The organism is Sphingobacterium sp. UBA5996 (assembly GCF_002429765.1).
In the GTDB taxonomy this organism is placed as follows: Bacteria; Bacteroidota; Bacteroidia; order Sphingobacteriales; family Sphingobacteriaceae; genus Sphingobacterium.
In genome coordinates, this window is sequence record NZ_DJAS01000021.1 from 63,097 (window position 1) to 87,654 (window position 24,558).

Consider the following 24,558-nt stretch of genomic DNA (forward strand, 5'->3'; position numbering starts at 1 on the left):
AGAGAATCACACTATTGCATTTTGATTTTTTTTTATAGCTTAAATAAAAAGGCGGCAAAAAGACTGATTATATACTCATCTCGGTAATTTTTTTGAATATATTCTTTGATATCTTTGAGTGCGCTCACGAGTTGATTACTCACTGTAGAGACTGAAATCCCCAATAAATCGGCAATTTCCTTATAACTTTTGTCTTCAAATTTATTGAGCAACAGAATCTCCTTTCGTTTGGGGCTCAGAGAGTCGATTGCATTGGTCAACATTTGCTGTTTATCTTTGAAAAACAGTTTTTCCTCGGTATGATAATAGAGTTCTATTGCCGAAGCCCATATTTCCAATTGAAGCGCCTTGTCTCTTTGCACTTTTCGAAAAAAATCCATGGCCAAATTATCCGAAATATGATTGAGAAATGAGACAAACCCCTTATTAGGGTCAATCTTTTCACGTTGGAGCCATATTTTAGTAAATACTTCCTGTAAGATTTCTTCTGCAATAGTTTGATTTTTCACCAATTTGATCAATCTAATATAGATCTTTGGCGAATAATGGAAATAGATTTCATTAAACGAATTTAGGTCTCCATTTTTAAGTTTTTCCAGTGCAGCATGTTCTTTAGGAGATTTCATTTGGCAAATTCTTATAATTGGTACGAACGAAGAACTCAATATAGTGATAAATTTACTAAATCAAAATCATTGGTAAACTAAATAAAATTTTATAGTCCCTCCAGATTATTTGCTATGAAGTGAGTTTAGCCCCAAGCCTGCGTTTGATTATAAGAGGATTGTTGATTTTGCTATTTTATTTCTTTTTGGTAGCAGACTACTTTTTATTCTTCTTTATCATTTCTTCCTGATAGCTTTTAAAATTGAAAAAAGGCTCGGCTATCTTACCATTGGGCTGTAAATACAACATTCCATTTCGGTTATCCAGGATACAGTTGAAGTGGTTTAAAATTTGGTTCCCGAACAGGCTAGATCTTCCATTGGGCTTTGAAGGGTCCGCGGCATTAGTCAGTATGTCGCGAAATTCCGTTTCAGCTATGACTGCATTCAGACGGATGATCTTTCGCCCATTGATAATAGTCAGGGGTTGTAATCGATCCCAACGCCCATCTAAAGAGGTAAAATCTTGATCATTGCGTTACGGGTAATAACAACGGTATTTAGCATTAACCATAGGATAGGAATCAACATAGTGAATTGGCTTTTTACGTCCAATCAGTCGTTTAAAATCAGGACAATAACAAATAGAAACAGCGCGACTAAAGTCCAGCAAATTTGGATCGAAACCAGTTTCTTATTGACACGATTATTTTGCTTTTTAAGATACATAATGGCCCAGGGTAACAGCACATTGAGCGGAGGCAAAAAACTGCCGGGCAATGCCAACATATTCACTATTTTATTCCATTTGAGCTCATCTGGATCTAGGGATTCCGCTGCATTGCTTTCATCAAAAAAACTTCTCTCTACGCCCAATGTAGTAGCAAGAGCTTTCAGTGTAAAGCCTTTTGGTTTCTGTCCCGATTAAATGCGTTGTATGGTTCTTATGGAAATGCCTGATTTTTACGAAAGTTCTTCCCGTGTGAGATTTAACTGTTCTCTTAAATCCGATAATTTTCCCATTCGATTACTTTTAGTGTTTATTTACAAGGTCAGAAATTTACAACATTATTACCATAATATACACCATCTAAGATCGAAAAATGGTCAACTCTTGATAAAGAATCCAGATGGTTAAAAAAACTGCCCGCGTAAAAGAGTCAATAACGCATCACTATCGTTCCAACTCTGCCAACGTTTGAATCAATTTTTTTGCGTGCAGTCTTGCATTGGCTCTTATTTCTTCCTCAGTGTAGCCCGCAGCTAGCGAAGTACCATGAAAATAAATCGGCTCAATGTAATTCATTTGGGTATGGTAAGCTGTCTGCTCAAGGTTTTTACAAAATTCATACACACGAAAATGCTGAAAGCCCAAAGCGGTGTAGCTTCTTTGTGATGAACCTACTGTAAAACTCGGGATAAAATTTTTGTCCTTTAGTTTATCTCCTTTTGAACCATAAGCAAATTGATACTCAAATACCCTATCAAACCAGTGCTTTAAAATGGCCGGCATATTGTACCAATAAAAAGGATATTGAAAAATAATGTTCCTATGGCGTAAAAGAGCTTTCTGTTCTTCTTTTACATCAATATCATAATCAGGATATAACTCATAGATATTCCTGATTTCAATATTCATGTTATTGCTCTTTAGCTCGTCGATAATCGTTTTGTTAGCAAAAGATTTATCATAATTGGGGTGTGCTAAAATCACTAATGACATACTATAATTATTTTAGTAGCAAAACTATTTTAAGTAAATTGCATTTGCAATAACTATCAAGATAGATAGGTCGAAATAAATGTAGCATGAAAACAGAATGTACCAGCGATTACGTGACACTTAAAGGGAAAAGTTACCCTTGTACAGTCAGTCTAACAATGGATTTGATGGGTGGAAAATGGAAAGCCGTTATCCTGTATCATTTAAAAGATATGCCAAAAAGGTATAATGAGCTTCGGAAAGAAATGCCTACAATTACGGAAATGACATTGAGTCTGCAATTAAAGAAATTGGAAAAAGATGGTTTAGTCACAAAGAGGGTATATGGAGAAAAGCCTCCTTTAATGACAATTTACAACCTATCCGATTTAGGAAAAAGCCTTCTTCCAGTTTTGGAAGCCATTACAAAATGGGGTAACGAAGTAGTAAGTGAAAATGGTGAGTTTATAAAAGTTTCATAACAACTATACTTTTGCATCGCCCCTAAATTGTAAGCTAATTTTATAACATCTTCACTATATCGGTATCCTTTTCTTGGGGCTCAATAGCGCCATGCTGCCAAACAATCCTTCCATATTCGAAATTACATTTTTGTTGCATAGAAAATAGAAATCTCCTCTCAATATGTAAATAAAGAGCGCCGCAACTGCGCCTGCTGCGAGTAAAGGTGCTATCCATGCACATACAGTACGATTAGCTACTGAATTCGGTAGCCAAAATATTTGAGTCAATACAATCGCTCTAGGTATAATTGGTAAACCGATGCACAGCGGGAGAGGTGATCGTATGGTCGGCATAGATTGGTTAACCGGATCGGCGAAGTAAATGATAAAGCCCTATTTAAAAACATTGGCAGAATATCTTGAGGTAGTGGCCCATCGCCAAAGCCAAAAAACACTGCGGTGAAATATGACAAATGAATAAAACCCGGAGATATACTTAAAGGCTAATCTATCCTATTGCATGAAACACTATAACTGTATGGGCGATATGAAAAAATAAAAATACGGTAGAGAAAAGGATAAATGTAAAGCGATGGAAAGGTATGTGAAGGTAAAAGGAACTACCAATGAAAGAGATTCCCAAAAGCCATATAGCAGGAGTAAAAGCGGGTGCAGAAAAACCAATAAAACTTGTACTCCACCAGTCGTCCGGAAAACTAATCAATAAAATCCAGGATAAAAAATAGAGCAGTAAACCGAAGATATATATATAAAACCCAATTTTCTGTTTTTTGGAGCGTATCCTAAGCGGCATAAGGAATGAAATAGCAAAAAGTATGAATTTCGATATATTTTCACCATAAATTAAAAAGCTTGGAGTAGCTTTTGAAAATACTTCTGGTTGGTAATTTTGGGGTAATTGTCCACCTAAACATACATTCCAAATTAGGATTGGTAAAAATAAGAGAAAACAATTTACATTATAATTACTTGAAATGTTGTTTCGGTTAAATTTCAGATTCATAATGATCATTCTAGATATTGATATGATATTCAAACCATGCTCGTATGGTTATTTAAATGGATAACTACATATTTTAAATAATCAGCTAAATCTTTAGGTTCGAAATGTATAATATTATCACTGTGAATGATCTTAAGCGCTATAGAATTTACTTTGTTGATTTTGATAGATTTTGTAAACTGCATAAAAGCGACATAATCATCTTCGCGAATACTAAGATTTTTATGATATGGCATTGGCTTCCCAGATTTTAATTCCTTCATTGTTTCCATAAACCAATCTTGATTGTCTTTCATGGCCTTTTTCACTTTATCAACAATGGAAAGCTGCGATGCATCTGACCGAGGAATTCCCAACACCGATGCCATATAGTTGCTTTCAGAAAGTAGCCGATCAACGAATTGGGTCGCGATAGCATTACTGTCTACCACAAATTGTTTTTAGCAAAAATATTGACAGAAATAAAACGTCTTTGAAAAAGGTAAAAAAAGAAGATATTGGTAAAGAATTGCCATTTAAAAATATTTGATATATAAAATTACAATTAATACCGATATTCTTCCATCTTTTTGGTCCGATGGTTCTGAATTAGCAATAAAACTCAAACGACTTGGACATAATTTTAAAGTGCTAATGCTATAATCCCTTTTTACCTTCTAGCCAATAGCCGTGTAAATAAATGTTACCATTTGATTTCTCTTTAATGATTTTTCTAAACATTTGAGCCGAATTTACGTTCCCTGTCAACACAAAGCTAGCATCGTGCCAATCCGAGCTATTAATTATCGTCGTTCTGCTTAGCCAATCCTCTTTACTGAACAAAAAGTTTTTGGGAAATATAAGGCAGTTTTCCAAGCCCAATAATTTTGGAACGTCTTTATTCTCTTCGTCTAATTCAAAAATGAACAGAAATTGTTGTTTGTTCTCCTTTAAAACCGGAAGAAAAGAAATAGCAAGTGCTAATGACGTTTCATCGCCAAAAATCACAAAGCTTCGCGCTATTTTATTATAATACCTACTTATCCCTCTCGGCTTATACATAACTATTTTGTCGCCAACTTTTACATTAGCCATAAAACTACTTCCGCAACCTTTACCATTCAAATAAATGATGAATTCAAACAGCCCCTTTTCAGTATCTGAATAAGAAACTGAATATCTTCGCGCTTCTGTATCGTTCACCCTAAAGTCGATAAAGGAACCGATCGCGAATTGTATGTCTTTTAAATCACCTTTAAAACAAATCTTCTTAACGGATTTTGATAAAAAGACCGTTTCGACAACTTCGATCAAAGGTAGCTTGGGCGTTAAGAACTCTAAAGTATCAAATAACCATTTTGGTGCACTTGGCATAATATTATATTTTGTTTAAGCAAAGTACACTAGATTTGATCATATAAAAAAGAACGGAAAAGAGTAAGTATTGGATTAATCGCGGTTTTTTCTACGAAATGTCAAAGCGGTAAATCCTACAACTTGTGTAAATAGTCGTGAAAAATAGGAATAATCATCGTAGCCTAATTCAATCGCAACCTCCTTTACCGATCTATCTGAGTGATAAAGCAGACGCTTTGCCTCTAAAATAATGCGTTGTTGTATATGATATGAAACGGATAAACCTGTTGCATTCTTCACGCACTCATTCAGATAAGCAACCGAGATGTTTAATGCTGCGGCATAGTCCGCGGGACGCCTCATGCTCACAAAATTTTGCTCCAGTAAGCCCATAAATGCCTTATGAACTATTTCAAAACGCGAGAGTTTCTCCGCTGGTTTTGTCTGTTTGAGGAATTGCGACATAAATAGGCCAACTAATGCATTGCAACTGTCTTTTACCTGTAGATGGTATAGTTTGTCATCTCTTCGATCGAATAGCTTTTTACATAAAGAAAAAGCTTCTTGTATAATAGCTAAATCTATCTTTGAGGATAAAGTTAATGGCTCGACAGGTGTATTTCTGTGCAATAATTTTAAATAATCCGCATGTAAGTTTTCATTGGATATTGTCATTATAAAACCACTTAATTCTCTAACTTTCAAGGCTCTGTGCACCTGATTTGGCGATTGATATATAATAGTAGGCTGATCTATCAAATATTGCTTAAAATCAATTTCGGTATGCGAGGTACCACTTTCCTGCAATACGAAAAGGTGATAATCGTGTCGATGTGCATGATTGAACTCTTTACTTCCGGGAATTTCCGATGCCATATTAACGACAGCTATGCCATCACCAAAATCTCCGCCCCAAGTTCTGATAGGAATAGATGCTGTCCGTTTGCTCATAGATTTTAAACTATTATTAAATACAAATGTAAAAATAAATGTCTACAAGAAGTTCAACAGCGATATTTATTAACGGCAATAGATATGACAATCTCACATAAAATTAATGTAAAATACCTTAAGAGTAAAAAAGCCTCGAGACGGGAACTCAAGGCTTAATTGTTAAATGTTTAAGCTACTTTAAAAACTTAAGGATATAACAACAGCTAGCACTTTTCGTTTTTAATTTTCGAAATAAAAAATAGTGATCTGACAACTCGACTAAACTATATTATGGACAAATCTATATCGCATCGCAATATTGACTATATAAGCAGCTGGCCCTGAATAGTCCAGAAAAATAATTTTAGATAGTGGTGAACGAATTTCACTTGGCTGTGTTCTAATCAGCATGGTTACGTTGCCAGCATATATACATTCAATATATTATGAAAATAGCAGTGCTTGCTCATTTAAAACATCCCATCCGCAAACCATTTATGGGCGGGCTGGAAGCCTTTACATACGAAGTAACTAAACTTTTATTACAAAGGGGACATGAGGTTACCTTGTTTGCTAGTGAGCATTCGGATCCTAATCTAAATGTACATTCTATTCTTAGCGATGTAGATTATGATATGGAAACATTAAGCAGATTTCGCTCTCACGAATTAAGTGAGGATTTTATCTCTACGCATCACGCTTATTTGGAACTGATGCAAGAGATAGACCAATATGATTTTGATGTGGTGTTTAACAATAGCTTAAATTATGTACCCATTACAATGGCTACTCTTACACAAACGCCGATGGTAACCGTATTGCATACTCCTCCCATTTTTGAGATGAAAAGGGCTATTTTAGCAGCAAACCGCTACAAAAAACTAACATATGTATCTGTGTCAGAAACGAATGCGTCTTCGTGGGAGCCCTATATAGCCGAATGCAAGGTCATACAGAATGGTATTGATCTGGATAAATGGATATTTACAGCTAATAATGCTGGAAATTATGTATTATGGTTTGGAAGAATCCATCCCGATAAAGGAACCCATTTTGCAATTGCAGCAGCAAAATTGGCCGGAAGGCGTATTAAGATAGCAGGTTCGGTTGCTGACAAACATTATTTTGAAACTTTTGTTAAGCCGCTTCTAGATGAAGGCGTGGAATGGGTAGAGCACTGTACACACGAAGAACTTAATAAACTCATCGGAAATGCAGCAGTAAGTGTTATTACGCCTTGTTGGGAAGAACCTTTCGGTTTGGTTGTCGCTGAAAGTTTAGCATGCGGAACGCCAGTTGCGGGTTTCGCTAGAGGAGCGCTACCAAAGATTGTAAATAACGAAACTGGATGTCTTACCGCGTCTTGTTCGGTGATTGAATTGGCAAAATGCATAAACGATGCGGCGCAGCTTAGTCGAAAAGCATGTCGAGCGCATGCTGAATTAGCATTGGATATTAATGAGATGGTATCTTCCTATGAAAACATATTTGCCCAAGTCATCGAAAATTGCGAAAGTAAATATGCCTTATAAGTACGCCTTTTATATCCACCACCACGGGGCAGGTCATTTGACTAGAGCCTTAGCCATAGCAGCGCAACTTCCCCATAACGAAGTGGTCTTTTTCGGTAGTTCATTAGCAACTCATAAAGATCTAATACCGAAAGATATCCTAACAATCGAATTGCCATTTGATACGCCTATTGATAGCGATTGGGATTGGACGAGTAGTGAGTTGAATTTTTTACATTATGCCCCTCTTAATGTGAAGGGCATAGTGGATAGAAACTATCTTATAATAAATTTTTTCGCAAAAAATAGCCTTTGCTTACTTATCGTTGATGTGTCTGTCGAGATCGCATTACTTGCACGTCTCTGTGGGATACCAACCGTAGTTGTAAGACAACATGGTGACCGGTCTGACGTTCCGCACTCGCTGGCTTATGAAAGCGCATCGCTTTTGCTGGCACCCTACGCAAAATCAATGGCGCAGGATATCGAAAACGATTTTACACAAAAGACATTTTATTCAGGTGGATTCTCTAAGTATAGCGGGATGTCGATTGAAGAGCATTCGAGTTCGGAAGATCAGATTGCCATTTTCTTTGGCCAGGGTGGCACATGTTTCGATTGGCCGCTCATTGCCCACATTAGGAGAGATCTACCTGAAACATCCAAATTACATATATTAGGTACAATACAAAATTATAAAGCTATTCATGGAGTCAGTTATTATGGCAATTCAAAAAATGCATACCATATACTTAAAAATTGCGGAATCGTAATAAGCAATGCGGGGCATAACTGCGTAATGGAATTGGGTGATTTAAGAAAAAAAATTATTTGTATACCTGCAGAAAGGCCTTTTGAAGAACAAAAAATAAAGGCCCAACTATTGGAAAATGCAGGAGTAGCGATGGTAATAGAAGAGAAAGCTTTACATCAGGCAAACTGGTTACATATCATCGAAAACACAAAAAAGTTAAAGATCGAAGCGTGGGAAAAATTAATGAACCCAAAAGCAACTTCTGAAATTGCAAAGCAGCTTAAGAAACTGCACTCAAAACTATTTAAAACGATATTAAATTAGAAATATGCGCTCTACCGCTCCCATCTCCGTATTAACAATTGTACATAAACGCCACCATGCGCTAATAAACTTGCTTAACGGACTCGCTAAAAATTCTATCCTACCGGTAGAAATAATGATCGTGTTTATTAATGAACGTGCATACACGTTTAGAGATGATGAATATCCCTTTACAATAAACACCGTTGAAATGGAAACAGAAGGGGGGTTAAATTTGGGCGAAGCAAGAAACATGGCTATAAAAAGTTCCAGTTCTTTATTTAATATCTTTTTAGACGTAGACTGCATTCCTGCACAAAATTTAATAGAACAGTATTTGCCCTACTCGAATAAAAAGAATGTTTTATTAAGCGGCAGGGTTAGATATTTAAAAAAAGGCTTTGCAGATAAGCCAGACTGGATGTCGCAATTAATGAAAAACAGCAGGCCCGATCCTGTCAGGAAAGATTTAGAACAATATAGTTATGAACTCTTCTGGTCACTCAATTTTGGGTGTAGCAAAGAGACCTTCAATAAAATTGGTGGATTCGATCAAAACTATATTGGATATGGCGCTGAAGATACGGATTTTGGCTTCAGCGCAAGAAAAAAAAGGATAGCTCATATCACGATTGACGCATTGGCGTTTCACCAATATCACCCAAGTTATAAGCCACCTTTAAATCACTTTAAATCCATTGTCATCAACGCTACTCAATTTTTTCAAAAGTGGGGAGTCTGGCCCATGATGGGGTGGTTAAATAAATTTAATGAAAGTGGCTTTATAATTTTCGAAAATAATAAGATTATCATCCTTCGTGAACCATCAAAACAAGAAATTGTGGCTAGTCTAACGGAGTAAAAACTATTTAAACATATGTAGCAATTTAATAAGCCCGTTTTCACCGTGAAATATTTCAGTATTTTTCAAAGTATCTCCTGTCACCACTGCCGACCTTGCCTGCATTTTTTCTTCGTAATGTGCAATGGCAGTTTGAATGTCCAGAAAGTTATCGTTTGTTAGATTTTCTGCTAATTCAAAAGCGTCTTGCATCGCCTGGTTTACTCCCTCACCGGCATATGGCGGCATACGGTGAGCTGCATCGCCAAGCATTGTCAAGTTAGGTAATGTTGGCCAAGTTTGGTCTAATGGAAAATGATATTGTGGACGTGGGATACACCAAATTTCATTAGTTGAAAAAAGCTCTTGCCATTGCTCACTCCATGGGGAGAAAGCGACTTTAAACCACTCAAAAACCTGTTGTTTGTCGTTAAAGTCAATACCGCTGTCCTGCACCCAATTTTCGGACACTTTACAACCGGTATAAAATGATAAACTTCCCTCTCCCTTTGCACTTAAAATAATGGATTGTTCATTTCCAAAAGCAAAGACTTTTCCGCCATTTGTGATTTCCCAAAGTTTCGGTGCGTTTTTTTCGGCGTTGTAGATATTACCTTCAATAATGGTAATACCAGAATACACAGCCTGAATGTCGGTAATATAAGATCTGATTTTTGAGTTTGCACCATCAGCAGCTACAACAATGTCAGCGTAAAAAGATTTTCCGTTATTGAAATACAAAATCCAGCCATAATCTTGCTTCTCCATTGCAATAAACTGGCTATCCCAAACAATAGTTTCTTCATTCAAAGAGCTTATTAAGATATCTCGCAAAGGTGCACGGTCAATTTCGGGACGCTCTTCCCGATAGCCATGTTGAATCTTGTGGTCGTCCATTCTTATGATGGCTTGATCGTCTAGCACCCTTAATCGCCCCGCATTTGGGCGGAAGTTATTTTTAAATTCTTCCATCAAATCTGCTCTTCGAAGAGCTTCTAATCCACTCTCTTCGTGCAAGTCTAGTGTTGCTCCCTGTTGACGAACGTCTTTATTTACATCACGTTCATATACTGTTACATCTGCGCCTTTTAGCTGTAATAGTTTAGCTAATGTAAGTCCACCTGGACCGCCACCAACGACTGCAATTTTCTTACCTTGTAATCTCATATCAAGTACGATTTATTATTGACTGACCAAAATTACTCTGAATTAAGTGTTGAAAATTGTATAAATCGCTCATTTCGGTTTTTAAACAATTGTTTTGGCGAAACTCCGGAAAGTTTTTTCACCTCTTTAATGAAATGGGATTGATCGGCAAAATTTCGCTGTGGAAACAATTTTCCTTCCTTGATGTGTTGAAAGGAAGCTCGGAAGCGAATTATATTGCAGTATGCTTTTGCTGTGACTCCAAATTGCTGACTGAAATAACGATTGATTTGTTGTCTACTCCAAAACGATTTCTCTGCAAGTTCTTTAATTGTAATCGCCCCTTTTGATGAATAGATGAGATTGAACAGGGTCCTCTTCCTTTCGTCAATCTCACTTGGCAACAATGAGTGTATTTTTTTTGTCGCTTTTTCGCAGAATAGATCGAAGTCATTCAGGTCGTCAGCATTAAAGTTCCAAAAACTAGATGGTAAGATAGTACCTTTGTCGACCAAGTGAGCGATATCAGTCTGAAAAAGATAATGTACTGCAAGTGGGTTAAAGCTTATGGCATACGTTTGTCGCAAAGGTGCGATGCTCGCTCGTTCAGGTTGAGTTTGAATTCCCAAAAGCGCTATGTGGAAAGTACCTGTGGCGGATCGCGTAAAAAACATATCAACTCGTCCATCGGGCAATACAACGACCTCTCTGGTACAATCCGATTGGTTTTGTAAAAGCCAAAAACTTTCAACAAATTCCGTTAGCGGATGGTTAGACTTTACTACCTGATATTTTAATTCATTTTCCATTGTTACAGTCCGTTGATACGATAACTTTCCATCCCTAATTTTGCCGCCGCACATGCAATCAATAAAGATAACAAAACAAATACGTATTCATTAATAAGAAATAATCGCGCTGTGGAATAGATAATTTTTCAAATTAAATTGTATTCAAATACTCATTTAAAGACAACTCTGTTTCGATCTGCAATTTTTTGCGTAGTCTATACCGATGAATTTCTACTCCCCTAACGGTAATATTCTGCAGCTGAGCGATCTGTTTGGATGTAAAATGTAATTTTAAATACGCACATACTTTGAGATCATTTCGAGATAATGCTGGATGCTTTGCCTTCAAATTGTTTAAAAATCCGTCGTTAAGCTCATCAAAATGACTAGCGAATTGGTTCCAGTTTGCACTATTCTTTTCAATATCCTTTAATAACATGTTAATACGTTTCAAATTAGAGTCTTCGTGATCTCCAGTATCAAGCTTTGCGAGTTCATCCTTAACTTTGATTAATGCACCCGAATTTTCAAGCAACTGCATGCTAGTACTGGCTAGCTCTTTCGTTTTGGCCATCACTTCATGTGCCAATTTCTCGTTGTTCAACTTCACGATTTCTTTCTCATTTTTCTCAATTTCCAGCTGATGGATATAACGGAGTTGCGCCAACTGTCGCTCATGTTTCAGCTGCTGTTTGTGTCTCTCTATTTTACGCAAATGAATCAAGCCAAACACAGCGAGCATAGCCAATAGAAAATAAGCAATTTTGGCCCATAGCGTTTTGTACCAAGGCGGTAGAACGATAAAACTGTATTCTGCTATATCGGAGTGTTGATTGAGATTGCTCCTCACTTTCACTAAGAACGTATACTGTCCATCCGGCAAGTTGGTATATGATTTTTCAGACTGCTGATTCCACGAAGACCACTGTTCGTCATAACCCGACAGCTTATAACTGAATTCAAGATGTTGGTTTATACCATAACTCGGCGAAGAAAAGCTGAACCGAAATGATTTGAAATTGGAAGGTAGCCGTAGGACGTTGCCTTTTTTAGCATTGAGTGGCTGCTCCTTTGACTCCAAGGCATTTGAAAAAAAACCTGCATAAATAAGACTATCCCCTTTTCCTGTTGCAATAATTTGAGATAACATAGCAACAGGCCTCACACTATCTTTCAAATACTTATCATAATTGATATGGATTAATCCTTTCTCTGCTCCTATATAGATATTATGTTGATCGATAGTATAAATATGTTCGAATCCCGTGGTATTCATCCCTTCTATCTCAGGAAAACTAATAAGATGATAGGTTCGAAGCTTGGAATCAAATCGCCCTACCCCTACCATTTTCTTTGTACAAAACCAGATATTTCCCTCTTGATCATCTTTTAAGTAACGTATGGTCAATTCTTTAAAAGCTGCGAACTCTTTAGCAGGCATAAACCGATTTATCTTATAATCGTAGCGATAAAGCCCTCGCTCCGTAGCAAATAAAATCTGATTTTTTATTTTAAATACGTAATTCTGATAATCGGCTGGGAGCCCATCTTTATGATTGCAGAGTTTGGCTTGATAGGATTTCTTATCATCCGACAGCGTAATCCGGTAAATACCCCGATATGGGTGAGATGCCCAGATGGTCCCTTTTTCATCTTGTTCGAGAAATCGGAAAGAGTCTGAAGGTCCATCCAGCGGGCCTTTTATCGAGAATAAGCCTTGATGAAAATCAAGCAACTCGAGGCCATTATAGGTTCCTATTAAACTTTCTTTTACCGGATAAACCATACTAAGGGGAAGCAACTTCCAAGTTCCTATCCCCTGCCGAACTTGCTTTAGGGAATGATCCGTAATCTGGAATAAACCTTTGTTGTGGCCGAGCAATAATTGACCATTAAGTTGTTCAAGGCGCCATGCTTCGCCACCATCGCTACCCGGAAGAAGGGAAAAAACAGCTGGTGAACGGCTTTGGTCGGTCAATCCTTCTTTTATTTTAGCATAATATACTCCATTCGAGGAGGAAAGATAAAGTGTATTATTAAAGAGGAGTGTAGAATATCCCGTCACATCATTCTCCATATTTGGTCTAAGATAGCGAATAGCACTTCCATAGCTGATGACGGAAATGAAATTGTCTGTGCCCACCCAGATATTCTTTTGACGGTCCACAAACACGGAAGTAACATTTTTATTTTGTAATCCTTCCTTTACACCAATCTTTTGAATCGTTTCCCCATCAAGGTTACGGATCTGACACCCTTCTTTGGCATTACCGACAACAAAAGTCGAATCATCGACTTTTGCTATGGATGGTGTGTAGTTACCATCTCCTCCCTGCACATGCATTCTCGTCAAATTCCGGTTGTGCAGGGTGTAGATTTGGTTATTCAGCGTTGACAATAACAGGCGGTCTTTGCCAAGAGAGACTAATGATGCGATCTTCACATCCTTAAAAGGTAGGTCTTTTACGTAGGGACTCCATTTATTGTCACGAAACTCCAGCAAGCCATTTTTTTTATCCTGTGCATAAAGTATAACGCCCGACTGCCCCATGTAATACCACTCTACCGCAGCGGGATGCACCTGAATCTTTTGTCCCTTCAGTTCAAATATCGCATTGGTACCCCTAAAAAAAACCGATTGCCCTACACCAACGGTATTCCAGATATCCGCAAAATTGCGATATTCTTCTGGAACGAGATCATGCAAAGAATGATAGACTAACCCAAATTGAGGAGAACGCTCAAAATAGCCAAAATCGCCTTGTCCGCCAACATAAATTCGATCCTCGGCATCAATCCAGACAGAACGGATATTGGTATGATTGGGTAGGGAAAATGTTTTCCAATATCGTCCATCAAAAGTCAGAAGTCCCTCACTATTGCCAAAATACATGACGCCCCGGCTGTCCTGTTTTATATCCCAGGTCCGACTTCCTCCCTGATAGACAGATTTACCATAATTGTAGGCCAAAGGTAAGCCAAGTAACTCCTGTGCGACTAGCGTCTTTGAAAAAGCTGAAAACAGGATAAAAAATAGAATGGCAAAACACTTCATAATAATTCCCTTCAATTGGCTGACGTAAACTTGACGTAGCCCAAATATATTGAATTGTTGCCGAAAAACCCAATATGAAGTAGTGTTGTTGTACCCCTAAAATTCGATAAGAACTTACTTAAGTCTAATTTTGATTCTTGATAATTATAAACAATTCCTAAATTTCAATTCATCACATATGAAAAATAATATCAGTATTATTGCCGGTACTGTGCTGTTCTCTTGCCTAACCAGTGTGGTAAACGCACAGACCAAAACAGTGACCGGGCGGATCACAAACGAACAGGGTCTTCCTGTCGTGGCCAGCATTGCTGTACAGGGTAATGCGAAGATTGGCACAAGCAGCAATGAAAACGGGGAATTTTCACTCACTATTCCCACAAGCTTCAATAACCTCGTCATCTCCTCATTGGGATATGGCGCAAAGACAGTACCCATAAATGGAAATATCTTAACGATTCAGCTCACGCAAAACAACAGCGACTTCAATCTCGATGAAGTTGTAGTTGTGGGCTACGGTACCCAACGAAAGGGCGACCTGACAGCGCCCATAGGTACCGTAAATATGGAAGAAATGGCCAAACGTACTGTTTCCAACCCAATGGATGCACTACAAGGAACTGTTGCTGGTGTCCAAATCGTCAGTTCGGGAGCGCCAGGTTCTTCCCCCTCCGTTCGTGTACGTGGAGTAGGCTCTTTTAATAATGAAAGTCCTTTATATGTAGTGGACGGGATGTTTATGGACAATATTGATTTTCTTAATCCAAATGATATTACAGACATCTCCGTCTTAAAAGACGCTTCGGGTGCAGCGATTTATGGGGTACGTGCCGCAAACGGCGTAATTTTGGTGACCACAAAAAAAGGAAGTTTAAATACGAAAGCAAAAGTTACATATAATGGCTTCACTGGTTTTCAGGCACCAACGAATGTTTTGAAAATGGCTAGTGCACGGCAGTACGCAGAATACGCAACAGCCATTGGTAATGAAGCCTTTGTAAAAAGTTCGGTGGAAAAGTATGGTGGTACCTCGGCCAATCCGGCGATGGACACAGATTGGTTCGATGAACTCCTACGCTCAAAAGCCCTGATCACCAACCATAATCTGGATATCACGGGTGGTTCCGATAAGATCACGTATTCCATGGGGCTTAATTACGTCAAACAGGATGGCATCATGGATGCGAGCAATATGAATCAAAAATATAACATCCGCATGCAGGCTGACGCCAAAGTAACAGAGTGGTTGAAGGCGGGGTTTAGTGCGCATATCAATAACTTCAAAACCTACTCGCCCAATAATGCTGCTTTTAGGCAAGCCTATTTCGCATCGCCACTCTATCCGGTTTATGATCCATCACTAGAACTGGCCAAACCGGAAAAATTTGGATCGAGTACCGCGATCGGTATGCAGTCAGGTTTTTGGTATAACAACCCAATAGCGACAGCTTTTTATAATACGAATCAAATAAAAGGTTTCCAGATTCTTCCGACGATATATCTGGAGGCGAAATTCTGGCAAGACAAGATCACTTTTCGTTCGCAGCTGAGCCAAAGATATCAGTCCACACATACTATAAACTATAATCCTGTCTACTACATTGATAACGATCAGCGTAACGATCGCTCCTTTTTACGTTCGGCACAAGCACGCAACACTAATTATATTTTGGACAACCTCCTAACCTATAAAGATCAGGCGGGTAAACACCACTGGTCCCTTTTGATAGGACAATCATCGCGAGAAGAACGTTGGAGAGAAACTTGGGTGCAGGCTAATGATGTGCCCGCGTCGGAGGAGTTTTGGTACGTAGGCGTGGATGCCCAGGGTACAGGTTCAGCCACGGGTTACGGAGAAAAAGGATTTCGAAATGCCGGGATATCCTATTTTACTAGAGGTACCTACGACTATGACAACAAATATTTGCTAACCGCGACCTTCCGTGTGGATGGTAGCTCAAAATATCAAACAAAATGGGGATATTTCCCATCCCTGGGTCTAGGCTGGGTATTAACTAAGGAGAAGTTTATGGAAAATCAAAAACTTTTCAACCAGTTGAAATTGCGTGGAAGCTGGGGTAAATTGGGGAACGATGGTATTCAACCCAACGCTGGCTATGCTACAGTCTACTCGGGCAATAACTACTCGGGTATATTTGGAAGCGAAGGTACCACCAACGGAACGCGCATACCTGGATATCGTGTCGGCCGCTTTTTCACTCAAGTACGCTGGGAAGTTGTTGAAGAATGGGATGGCGGCCTTGACTTTGCCTTGCTGAATAATCGTTTGACTGGCGCAGTCGATTATTACTACCGCACTACACATGACCTTGCTTTTAGCCGACCTATCCCCTTTTCTTGGGATCGTGTATACGGCAATTGGGGAAGTGTAGCAAACAGTGGCTGGGAAATTGGTCTACAATGGAAAGACAAAATCGGTGAACTGGGCTATGCGGTCGGCGGAAACCTAACCACCCTAAAAAATAGGGTTAAGAATCTCGGAGGACTAGAAAATATTATGAATGGTTATCCGGAATGGTCTGCTGAATTCCCTGCACGTATAGAACTGAATCAACCTATAAACTTTTTCTACGGCTATGAAGTAGCAGGTATATATCAAAATCAGGCTCAGATCGATGCAGATCCCATAGCAAAAAGATACAACCAACAGAATCCAAACACACCAATTTTACCTGGATATCTTCAGTATAAGGATCAGAACAATAATGGTGAGATTGATGAAAAAGATCGGGTAAACCTCGGAAATTATCTTCCTACGATATCCTACGGATTTAACCTGTCATTTGATTATAAAAAATTTGATCTAAGTATTGCTTTTCAAGGTGTATCGGGCAACAAGATCCATAATTTAAACCGTGCGATGCGCCGAAAATATAACCAGATGAATGCCGATGCCGCATTCATCGATAACCTCTGGACCGGAGAAGGAAGTAGCAATACACATCCATCTGCAAAAGGATCGGTCGCGCCTTGGAATCTTCAGGCAAGTTCGTTTTTTGTAGAAAGCGGAGCATACCTACGCATACAAAATATACAATTGGGTTACAATTTTGAACTCAATAAAATACCTGCGCGTGTGTTTGCAACTGCCGACCGCCCTTTTATATTCACAAAATACAATGGTTTTACACCAGAAATATCTGGAATGGGATTCGATGCCAATGTGTATCCGGTCGCTTCTTCCTATAGTCTGGGTGTCAAAGTATCATTCTAATTTTTAACCTTTTAATTTAACTGCATGAAAACTCTTCAATATATCGTGATCGCAAGCTGCTTAGGTCTTTCTTTTAGCCTATCCAGCTGTAGTAAATTTTTGGACAAACCTTTGGAAAACCAGCAGCGATCTGAGGAGATTGATTATAGCAATACAGCCTTAATGTACGGTTCAGTCTCTGGTGTATATCGTTCGGCTTCAGACGATAACCTAGTGCATTGGATTGATCTTTCCATTCGGTGTATGCGCGATGACGACTACCAACAGGCCGCACCGAATCCAAATGATAATCCCGAATTAATGGGAATTAAAAACTTTCAAAATGACGTTACTATTCAATCTTATTGGGGACTAAATCAATCCTGGATTAGCTATTACAGTCTTGTCATCGCTGCAAACAATGCTCTGATCGAATTGAATAATTTTGCTGAAAAAATTCCAGTTTCCAATGCTACGGATATAAAACTAAATAGGCAGTACAAAGCCGAAGTCAGGTTTTTAAGAGCATATGCTCACCTGATGGCTTCACGCCTGTTTGGCAATGTACCTATCCTTATAGACAGCGATAACATTGGCCGTTTGGCTACCATCCAAAAAAGTACGGTAGCAGAAGTACGTCAGTTTATAATCGATGAAATGAATGCCTGCTCGGAAGATCTAGAAGATGCGCGTCCAAATCAGTCGAAGCACATTGGGGCGGTAACTAAATATTCCGCCCTCCTTTTGAAAGCAAAGGCCGCAGCAGATTTGGCCGGCAATGATAACGGTAGTGCACATTGGAATGACGTTCTGGATGCAACAAACAAAATTATTGCGAGTGGTCGATTTTCCTTATATCCAAATTACTACGAACTTTTTAAAATACCAGGTAAATTGTCGAACGAGTCTATCTTTGAACTACAATATTCTGATTTTGGCTTAGGAACTGGTGATATTGTTCGCCCGGGTGTAGATTGGGGTACCTTTTTTAAATGGCAGGGACCTTCGGGGGATCAAAAAGGAAGCCCTATCTCTGGAGCCGGCTGGGTACCGCCTTCCCAGAATATCGTTGATTTTTTAACCAATAGAGGTGAAACGGAACGCCTAAAAACAACGATTTTATATTGTGGCGTAAATGGCAATCCGGCAACGACAGCAACGACTCCTAGTGGTGATGTTGTTTATGGCAATCCGTTTGGCGTAAAATATTTTAATGGTAAAGCCTACCTCCCAAAATCGCAAATGACAGCCGGTCGAATGGAATACGGGGCAAACAATAATGTACGTATATTGCGTTACGCGGATGTTCTTTTATTAAATGCCGAAGCGAAGGTCAGGAAGGGACAAAATGGAGATGAGCCTTTTCGTCTGATTCGCGAACGCGCAAAACTAGCACCGATTACAAATGTAAATTTAAATCAAATTTTGGATGAGCGCCGAGCGGAATTTGCCTGCGAATGGTGGGGCGAACGTTTTAATGACCTGGTCCGTACAGAACGCGCCAAAGAAGTCTTCGGCGCAAAATTCACCCCTGGTGTCAGCGAGTACATTCCTATACCGCAAACTCAGATAGATGCAAACCCTAACTTTCGATAGATGATGACAGCAGCAAGACTACTAATATCCCTATTGCTAAACATACTTTTCCTTTCCTATGGATGGGGCAAGCAAGGCAAACCTGTTAAATCGACAATCGTTAAAGTTGAAAATGGTTTTACAATAATGCGTAATGGACAGCCTTACTTCATTAAAGGAGCAGGCGGAACAAGCAATCTGGAAAAATTAAAAACGTATGGAGGCAACTCCATACGCACATGGAGCCCCCAGCAAGCTGATGAAATCCTAAATAAAGCACAAACTTTGGGTCTCACGGTAACCTTAGGGCTCGATGTGAAAACAGAACGCCATGGCTTCGATTACAATAATCCGGCAGCTGTTGCCAAACAAAAAGAATATATTCGCACAATCGTACTTAAATACAAGGACCATCCGGCACTGCTTGCTTGGGGAATCGGCAATGAGCTTAACCTACATTACAGTAACCCAAAAGTATGGGATGCTGTCAATTCGATCGCTGAGATGATCCATGGACTAGATTCCAATCATTTAGTCACAACCATGCTAGCTGGAGTGAATCAAAAGGAAATTGATTACATCAAAACGAGGTGTCCAGCATTGGACCTGATTGCTGTACAAGTATATGGTGGTCTGGCAGCGGTTCCTGAACAATTAAAAAAAACAGGATGGAGCAAACCCTATATTGTATCAGAATGGGGGCCTACCGGGCATTGGGAAGGTCTGCTAACACCTTGGGGAGCACCTATTGAAGAAACAAGCCACGAAAAAGCGCGAGTTTACAAAAACCGATATGAAGCTGCTATCGGACAAGATAAAAACTGTCTGGGTTCTTATGTCTTTTTGTGGGGACAAAAACAGGAGCGTACACCAACTTGGTACGGATTATTTACAGAGCGGGGTGAGGAAAATGAAGTTGTCGATGTTATGCAGTACCTTTGGTCGGGCCTATGGCCCCGCAATCGGGCGCCGCAGTTAGACTCCCTATTATTGGATCATAGACATGCAAAAGATTTTATCTACCTAGAATCCGGTAAATCCTATCCCATAGAGGTCTTTGTACGTGATCCCGATGGCGATAATTTACAGATACGCTGGGAGCTTCTCAAAGAAAGCACAGACCTCAAAGAAGGTGGCGACCGTGAAGAACGTCCGCAGGCAATCAATGGCATTATAAAAGATATCGCAGAAAACAGGACGCTATTGACAGCTCCTTCTCTGGAAGGCGCCTATCGCCTATTTGTCTATGCAAACGATGGAAATGATAAGGTTGCAACAGCCAATATTCCATTTTTCGTCAAATCAAGTTCGGTTATAGCAAAAAACAGCACCTATCATTTTTCTCCAACCCCCATATGGGCCGATGAATTTAATTACTCGGGATTGCCAGATAAAAACAAATGGTCCTACGATGTCGGTTATTTGTATAACGGCTGGGGCAACAATGAATTGCAGTATTATATGGAGGCTTCAGCGTCAAATTCTATTGTCGAGGGCGGTGTATTGAAGATTATGGCAAGAAAGGAAAATAAAGACGGTAAAGCCTATACTTCCGCACGGTTGACCAGCAAGAACAAAGGGGACTTCAGATATGGCCGATTTGAGGCGCGTGCAAAACTGCCAAAAGGCCTTGGTACCTGGCCTGCCATCTGGATGCTCGCTACCGATATGAAATATGGTGATTGGCCTAAATCGGGCGAAATAGATATACTTGAACATGTCGGGTACGATCAGGGGGTGGTTCATGTATCTATTCATTCAGAGGCCTATAATCATGCTATAAACACACAGAAAACAAGCAAAAAAAAGGTATCCGGTGTTTCTGAAGAATTTCACAGCTACCGTGTAGACTGGACACCGACATACATAAAAGGTTTCATTGATGAGCAGGAGATCTTTCACTTTGTCAATGAAAAGAGGAGCTTCAGAGAATGGCCATTTGACCAAAAGTTCCATTGGTTAATTAACCTTGCTGTCGGTGGAAACTGGGGCGGCAGAGAGGGTGTAAATGATACAATATTCCCCGCAACGCTCGAAATAGATTATGTCCGTGTATATCGTTTATTAGATTAAACTCTCCAAAATAATCTCAAATCGCTTGTCACATCAACTTAACAAGCGATTTGAGACGGAAAGGAATAAAGAAGGACTTTTTGCTCCCCTACCTTGCCTGAAGTACCTAATTTAGCCGATAGCTGTAGTATTTCTATAAGTATGTCGAGAGGGACTTAATATTTAGAAAGTAACTGCTTTTGATCCTGCTTTTTAATATAAAGCTCGTGTACCAACACCATAACAATGACCAAAATTGGTGTAGCAAGTATAACGCCCCAGGCTCCAAGCCAGATTCCGACAAATACTTGCGAAATGATGATTAATGCCGGGGGCGTTTTGATCAACTCCTGTTGCACCAACGGTGTAATAAAATTGCTTTCTACCAACTGTACAAAACAATAAAGTACAATGACCCACAAAGCAGTCGATGGGGATTTTGAAAGGGCAACAAGGGCGGCTGGAATAATAGATATAATCGGACCAAAGTTGGGTATAAAACTTAATAGCCCCGCAATAAGAGCCAATACGAGCCACAAATCTATACCCAAAATAGCCAGTCCAATGCTCGTGAGTACAAATACAACGAACATCGAAAATAGCATTCCCTTTAACCAAGACCTGAGATTTCTTGCAATTTTTTCTATCAAATTATTGCCATGAGAACGCGCATCGGCTGGCAGAAGCTTTACAATGCCAGTTTTATATTGGCCGGGTGCAGCCGTGAAGAAAATTCCAATAAATAGTACGATATAGATGTCTCCAAAAACGCCTAATGTACCATTAAACAATCCGCCTAATAAGAGTGACGCTTTTTCCACTATTTTAGAAGAGGCTATTTTCTCATAAATCAACTTTATGTTACTATTGCTTTCGATGAGGTTTTTTGTATCTTCAACTAGACTAGGAACTTCTTTGGTAAACTGAACCACCTCCCCTGTCACGCGGGCGCCAATTAGAAAAAAAGTTCCAAATAAAAAGCTAATTGATAAAATAATAGAAAGTGGAAGTGACCATTTTTGGGGTATTTTTGTTTTTCTGGCGATTAAACCTGCCAATCCATGAAAGTATACTGCAATAATGGCACCAGCTAAAGTATACAAGAACACCTGATTGGCTTTCCAACATAACAGGAGGGCGACGACTATCAATGATATAATGCCAGCGGCTATCCATATTTTTGACACAAATCGATGGTTTGGCTGTGGTAAAGGATCTCTATTTTCCAATTTTTTGAATTTATAATGTTAACTTTTGCTTTGCTCTTAAATTTGTATCATTGACATTTTAATAGTCGCTTAAATTACTCGAACATGTATGATTTAAATGCTTGATATTTCAATGTTACTTAATGAAACAGCAGCCTCCTCACAAAAGTTTCGATTATTTACATAGGACAGTAGCTACTTCAACGAAATGATGCGAATACTTTTTCCATTAACATAGTCTGAAGCTCTAACCTCGCGAAAAAAAACCTTGAGTGGGGAACTCAAGGCTTTTTCTAATTATTAACCTATTTTATGAAAAGTATTACATTAACAATATGAAATCCGTTTTAGTTTCAAATATTTAAAAATAAATTGGAACAATTCAATTGATTATTGATCACCTTTTAGGAATAAATGCTAGCGCGCAGGCCTTATCCATTAAAAAACTGGGCTTAAAAAATTTTTAACTACTCTTTAACAATAAAAAAGAAGATTTTCTATTAATTTGAATTTAGAATCTATATTTATTGTCCTTTCTCTAGTCAAAAAGTTTCGAAGATTAATGCTAAGGTTAACTTTCCATGATTTCCTGATAAGTATATTTTTTTACTAGCAATATTTTGAGAAAATAAACTTAGTGGTACTAACATCAAAATTAAATGCAGTGAAGAGATAAAAACTTTTATTGAAACCATACCTATTATTCTGGTCTGCTCCACTCTTTAAAGTCAGAATATACGCTGTTGGCTCTATTAAATTCATATAAATATTTGCATATTTAACAACATTCATTTTTTTCAAAATTTAATTTCAACTGCCCCTCCTTGGAATTATCCCATAATCTGGTACGATACTACCAATCGGCGAATACTTCTCTCTAAATTAAGTATAATTATCGTATTTTTTTATTTCTTGATACTGCCGTAAGTAAGACCTCATTCCGACAATTCTAAGATACTAAATTTGTATATTTCATCGAAAATTAGCTGAAGAGATTCTTCCCCTTTCTGGTATATCTTCTTAGCTCCATTACAATACATCTGGTCCACCATAGGGCTGCTAAATAGACTACTGTATCCAAAAATTAAAACTTGCGGATTCAGCTCCTTCAGCAGAAAAGTAGTTTGAGGGCCGTTCTTAAAAGGCATCAGAATATCAAGCAAATATACACTAGGCTTAACGTCCATTCGATTGGTTGCCAAAATTAGATCTCTCCCGTTATTAAAAACGCCATGAAGATGGAAACGTGAATCCCTTTTTAAAATAATAGAAATTAGCTTTCTATGAATTGGCGAATCATCTGCAACTGCGATACCAATACTGTTTTCAGTCATTTTACAAATCATGATGCAAATTAACATCACACTAGCATTAAAAAAATGCACAAAATTGTGCAAAATATAGTATACTAGCTATAAAATTGATATGACATTGTTGAACGTATTCCGATGTATTCCAAGATACGATGCGATATGACCATAAGGAAATAATTTGAACACTTCGGGCGCATGAAATTTTAATAGTTTTATTTTATCTGCCGCATTTTTTGATTGTAGAATCTCGATATTTTTCAAGGCAGTGACAAAATTTGGTTGAATAATCATTAGTTCCAATTGATAAAATCTTGGAAATTGCTCATATAGACGTTTAACTGCTGGTATATCCAACATCAATAGCAAGCAGTCATCCTGTACCCGATAATTTTTCTTTGAAGGTCGATCTTGAAGGTAATCTTCAAAATTAAAAATTATTTCTCCCAGAGTTGAGGGATAATGCAAACTAGTAATACGGGTGGTACCATCTTGTTGTAAAATACTTGAATAGACAGCGCCCTCAATAATTAAAGCGATTGTATTGACGCGTTCACCATATGAAAAAACAATTTCTTTGCGACGAAATCTTTTAAAGATCAAAATCTTGTTAAGTTCAAAAAGTTCCTCCTCATTCAGATTAAAATGAGAAAACTTATCGACAATATATTGGTTTACAGTTGATTTTTTCATTTTTTGACCCATAAATAACATTCCTCTATCTCCTAGTTATTC

General features: G+C 38.5%; 18 protein-coding genes. 7 read left to right on the forward strand and 11 right to left on the reverse strand.

Annotated features, from left to right (window positions below; all coding sequences use genetic code 11):
• Window positions 1-32 precede the first annotated feature (32 nt).
• Both B3E00_RS15240 and B3E00_RS15245 read right to left on the reverse strand, forming a co-directional pair.
• Entirely contained in the window at window positions 33-626 is a 594-nt protein-coding gene (locus B3E00_RS15240) for an RNA polymerase sigma factor (RefSeq protein ID WP_293880713.1), read from the reverse strand.
• A 1,153-nt stretch (window positions 627-1,779) separates the two neighbouring features.
• Window positions 1,780-2,328: an NAD(P)H-dependent oxidoreductase gene (locus B3E00_RS15245; protein WP_293880717.1), complete on the reverse strand. Its 549-nt coding sequence runs from the start codon at window positions 2,326-2,328 to the stop codon at window positions 1,780-1,782.
• Window positions 2,329-2,414: 86 nt separating this feature from the next.
• On the opposite strand from B3E00_RS15245, the gene B3E00_RS15250 reads away from it, so the two are divergent.
• Window positions 2,415-2,789 (forward strand): winged helix-turn-helix transcriptional regulator, encoded by a 375-nt coding sequence (locus B3E00_RS15250; protein WP_209575391.1) that lies wholly within the window; start codon window positions 2,415-2,417, stop codon window positions 2,787-2,789.
• A gap of 1,035 nt (window positions 2,790-3,824) precedes the next feature.
• Here B3E00_RS15250 and B3E00_RS15255 read toward each other — a convergent pair.
• From B3E00_RS15255 to B3E00_RS15265, 3 genes are all read right to left on the reverse strand, one after another.
• Window positions 3,825-4,226 carry a hypothetical protein gene (locus B3E00_RS15255; protein ID WP_209575392.1) on the reverse strand — a complete coding sequence of 134 codons (402 nt, stop codon included), beginning with the start codon at window positions 4,224-4,226 and terminating at the stop codon, window positions 3,825-3,827.
• A 205-nt stretch (window positions 4,227-4,431) separates the two neighbouring features.
• Window positions 4,432-5,148: an FAD-binding oxidoreductase gene (locus tag B3E00_RS15260; RefSeq protein WP_209575394.1), complete on the reverse strand. Its 717-nt coding sequence runs from the start codon at window positions 5,146-5,148 to the stop codon at window positions 4,432-4,434.
• A gap of 75 nt (window positions 5,149-5,223) precedes the next feature.
• Window positions 5,224-6,081, reverse strand: a complete 858-nt coding sequence (locus B3E00_RS15265) for a helix-turn-helix domain-containing protein (RefSeq protein ID WP_209575395.1) — start codon at window positions 6,079-6,081, stop codon at window positions 5,224-5,226.
• Between the two features lie 428 nt (window positions 6,082-6,509).
• Between B3E00_RS15265 and B3E00_RS15270 the strand changes: the two genes are divergently transcribed.
• From B3E00_RS15270 to B3E00_RS15280, 3 genes are read left to right on the forward strand one after another with little or no spacing between them, the layout of a single operon-like run.
• Window positions 6,510-7,595, forward strand: a complete 1,086-nt coding sequence (locus B3E00_RS15270) for a glycosyltransferase family 4 protein (protein ID WP_209575397.1) — start codon at window positions 6,510-6,512, stop codon at window positions 7,593-7,595.
• On the forward strand, window positions 7,540-8,652 hold the full coding sequence (locus B3E00_RS15275; RefSeq protein ID WP_209575399.1) for a glycosyltransferase: 1,113 nt from the start codon (window positions 7,540-7,542) through the stop codon (window positions 8,650-8,652). Before B3E00_RS15270 ends, B3E00_RS15275 begins: the two co-directional genes overlap by 56 nt.
• Window positions 8,653-8,656: 4 nt before the next feature.
• Complete coding sequence (locus B3E00_RS15280) at window positions 8,657-9,493, forward strand: glycosyltransferase family 2 protein (RefSeq protein ID WP_293939150.1); 837 nt, start codon at window positions 8,657-8,659, stop codon at window positions 9,491-9,493.
• 3 nt (window positions 9,494-9,496) lie between these two features.
• Here B3E00_RS15280 and B3E00_RS15285 read toward each other — a convergent pair whose 3' ends face one another.
• From B3E00_RS15285 to B3E00_RS15295, 3 genes are all read right to left on the reverse strand, one after another.
• On the reverse strand, window positions 9,497-10,639 hold the full coding sequence (locus tag B3E00_RS15285; RefSeq protein ID WP_209575403.1) for an FAD-dependent oxidoreductase: 1,143 nt from the start codon (window positions 10,637-10,639) through the stop codon (window positions 9,497-9,499).
• Between the two features lie 32 nt (window positions 10,640-10,671).
• Complete coding sequence (locus tag B3E00_RS15290; protein ID WP_209575405.1) at window positions 10,672-11,427, reverse strand: helix-turn-helix domain-containing protein; 756 nt, start codon at window positions 11,425-11,427, stop codon at window positions 10,672-10,674.
• Between the two features lie 133 nt (window positions 11,428-11,560).
• Entirely contained in the window at window positions 11,561-14,464 is a 2,904-nt protein-coding gene (locus tag B3E00_RS15295) for a triple tyrosine motif-containing protein (protein WP_293939152.1), read from the reverse strand.
• Window positions 14,465-14,642: 178 nt separating this feature from the next.
• On the opposite strand from B3E00_RS15295, the gene B3E00_RS15300 reads away from it, so the two are divergent.
• From B3E00_RS15300 to B3E00_RS15310, 3 genes are read left to right on the forward strand one after another with little or no spacing between them, the layout of a single operon-like run.
• Complete coding sequence (locus B3E00_RS15300) at window positions 14,643-17,699, forward strand: SusC/RagA family TonB-linked outer membrane protein (RefSeq protein ID WP_209575409.1); 3,057 nt, start codon at window positions 14,643-14,645, stop codon at window positions 17,697-17,699.
• A 24-nt stretch (window positions 17,700-17,723) separates the two neighbouring features.
• Window positions 17,724-19,274, forward strand: a complete 1,551-nt coding sequence (locus B3E00_RS15305) for a RagB/SusD family nutrient uptake outer membrane protein (protein ID WP_293939155.1) — start codon at window positions 17,724-17,726, stop codon at window positions 19,272-19,274.
• Entirely contained in the window at window positions 19,275-21,326 is a 2,052-nt protein-coding gene (locus tag B3E00_RS15310) for a family 16 glycosylhydrolase (protein WP_293939157.1), read from the forward strand.
• Between the two features lie 155 nt (window positions 21,327-21,481).
• Here the strand turns inward: B3E00_RS15310 and B3E00_RS15315 are convergent, their stop codons facing one another.
• From B3E00_RS15315 to B3E00_RS15325, 3 genes are all read right to left on the reverse strand, one after another.
• Window positions 21,482-22,492, reverse strand: coding sequence for an AI-2E family transporter (locus B3E00_RS15315; RefSeq protein WP_293939159.1), 1,011 nt, complete (start codon window positions 22,490-22,492; stop codon window positions 21,482-21,484).
• A gap of 956 nt (window positions 22,493-23,448) precedes the next feature.
• On the reverse strand, window positions 23,449-23,847 hold the full coding sequence (locus tag B3E00_RS15320) for a response regulator (RefSeq protein ID WP_209575417.1): 399 nt from the start codon (window positions 23,845-23,847) through the stop codon (window positions 23,449-23,451).
• Window positions 23,848-23,925: 78 nt separating this feature from the next.
• The gene (locus B3E00_RS15325; protein WP_209575419.1) at window positions 23,926-24,516 is read right to left on the reverse strand and encodes a Crp/Fnr family transcriptional regulator; all 591 of its coding nucleotides are present in this window, start codon (window positions 24,514-24,516) and stop codon (window positions 23,926-23,928) included.
• Between the last annotated feature and the right edge of the window lie 42 nt (window positions 24,517-24,558).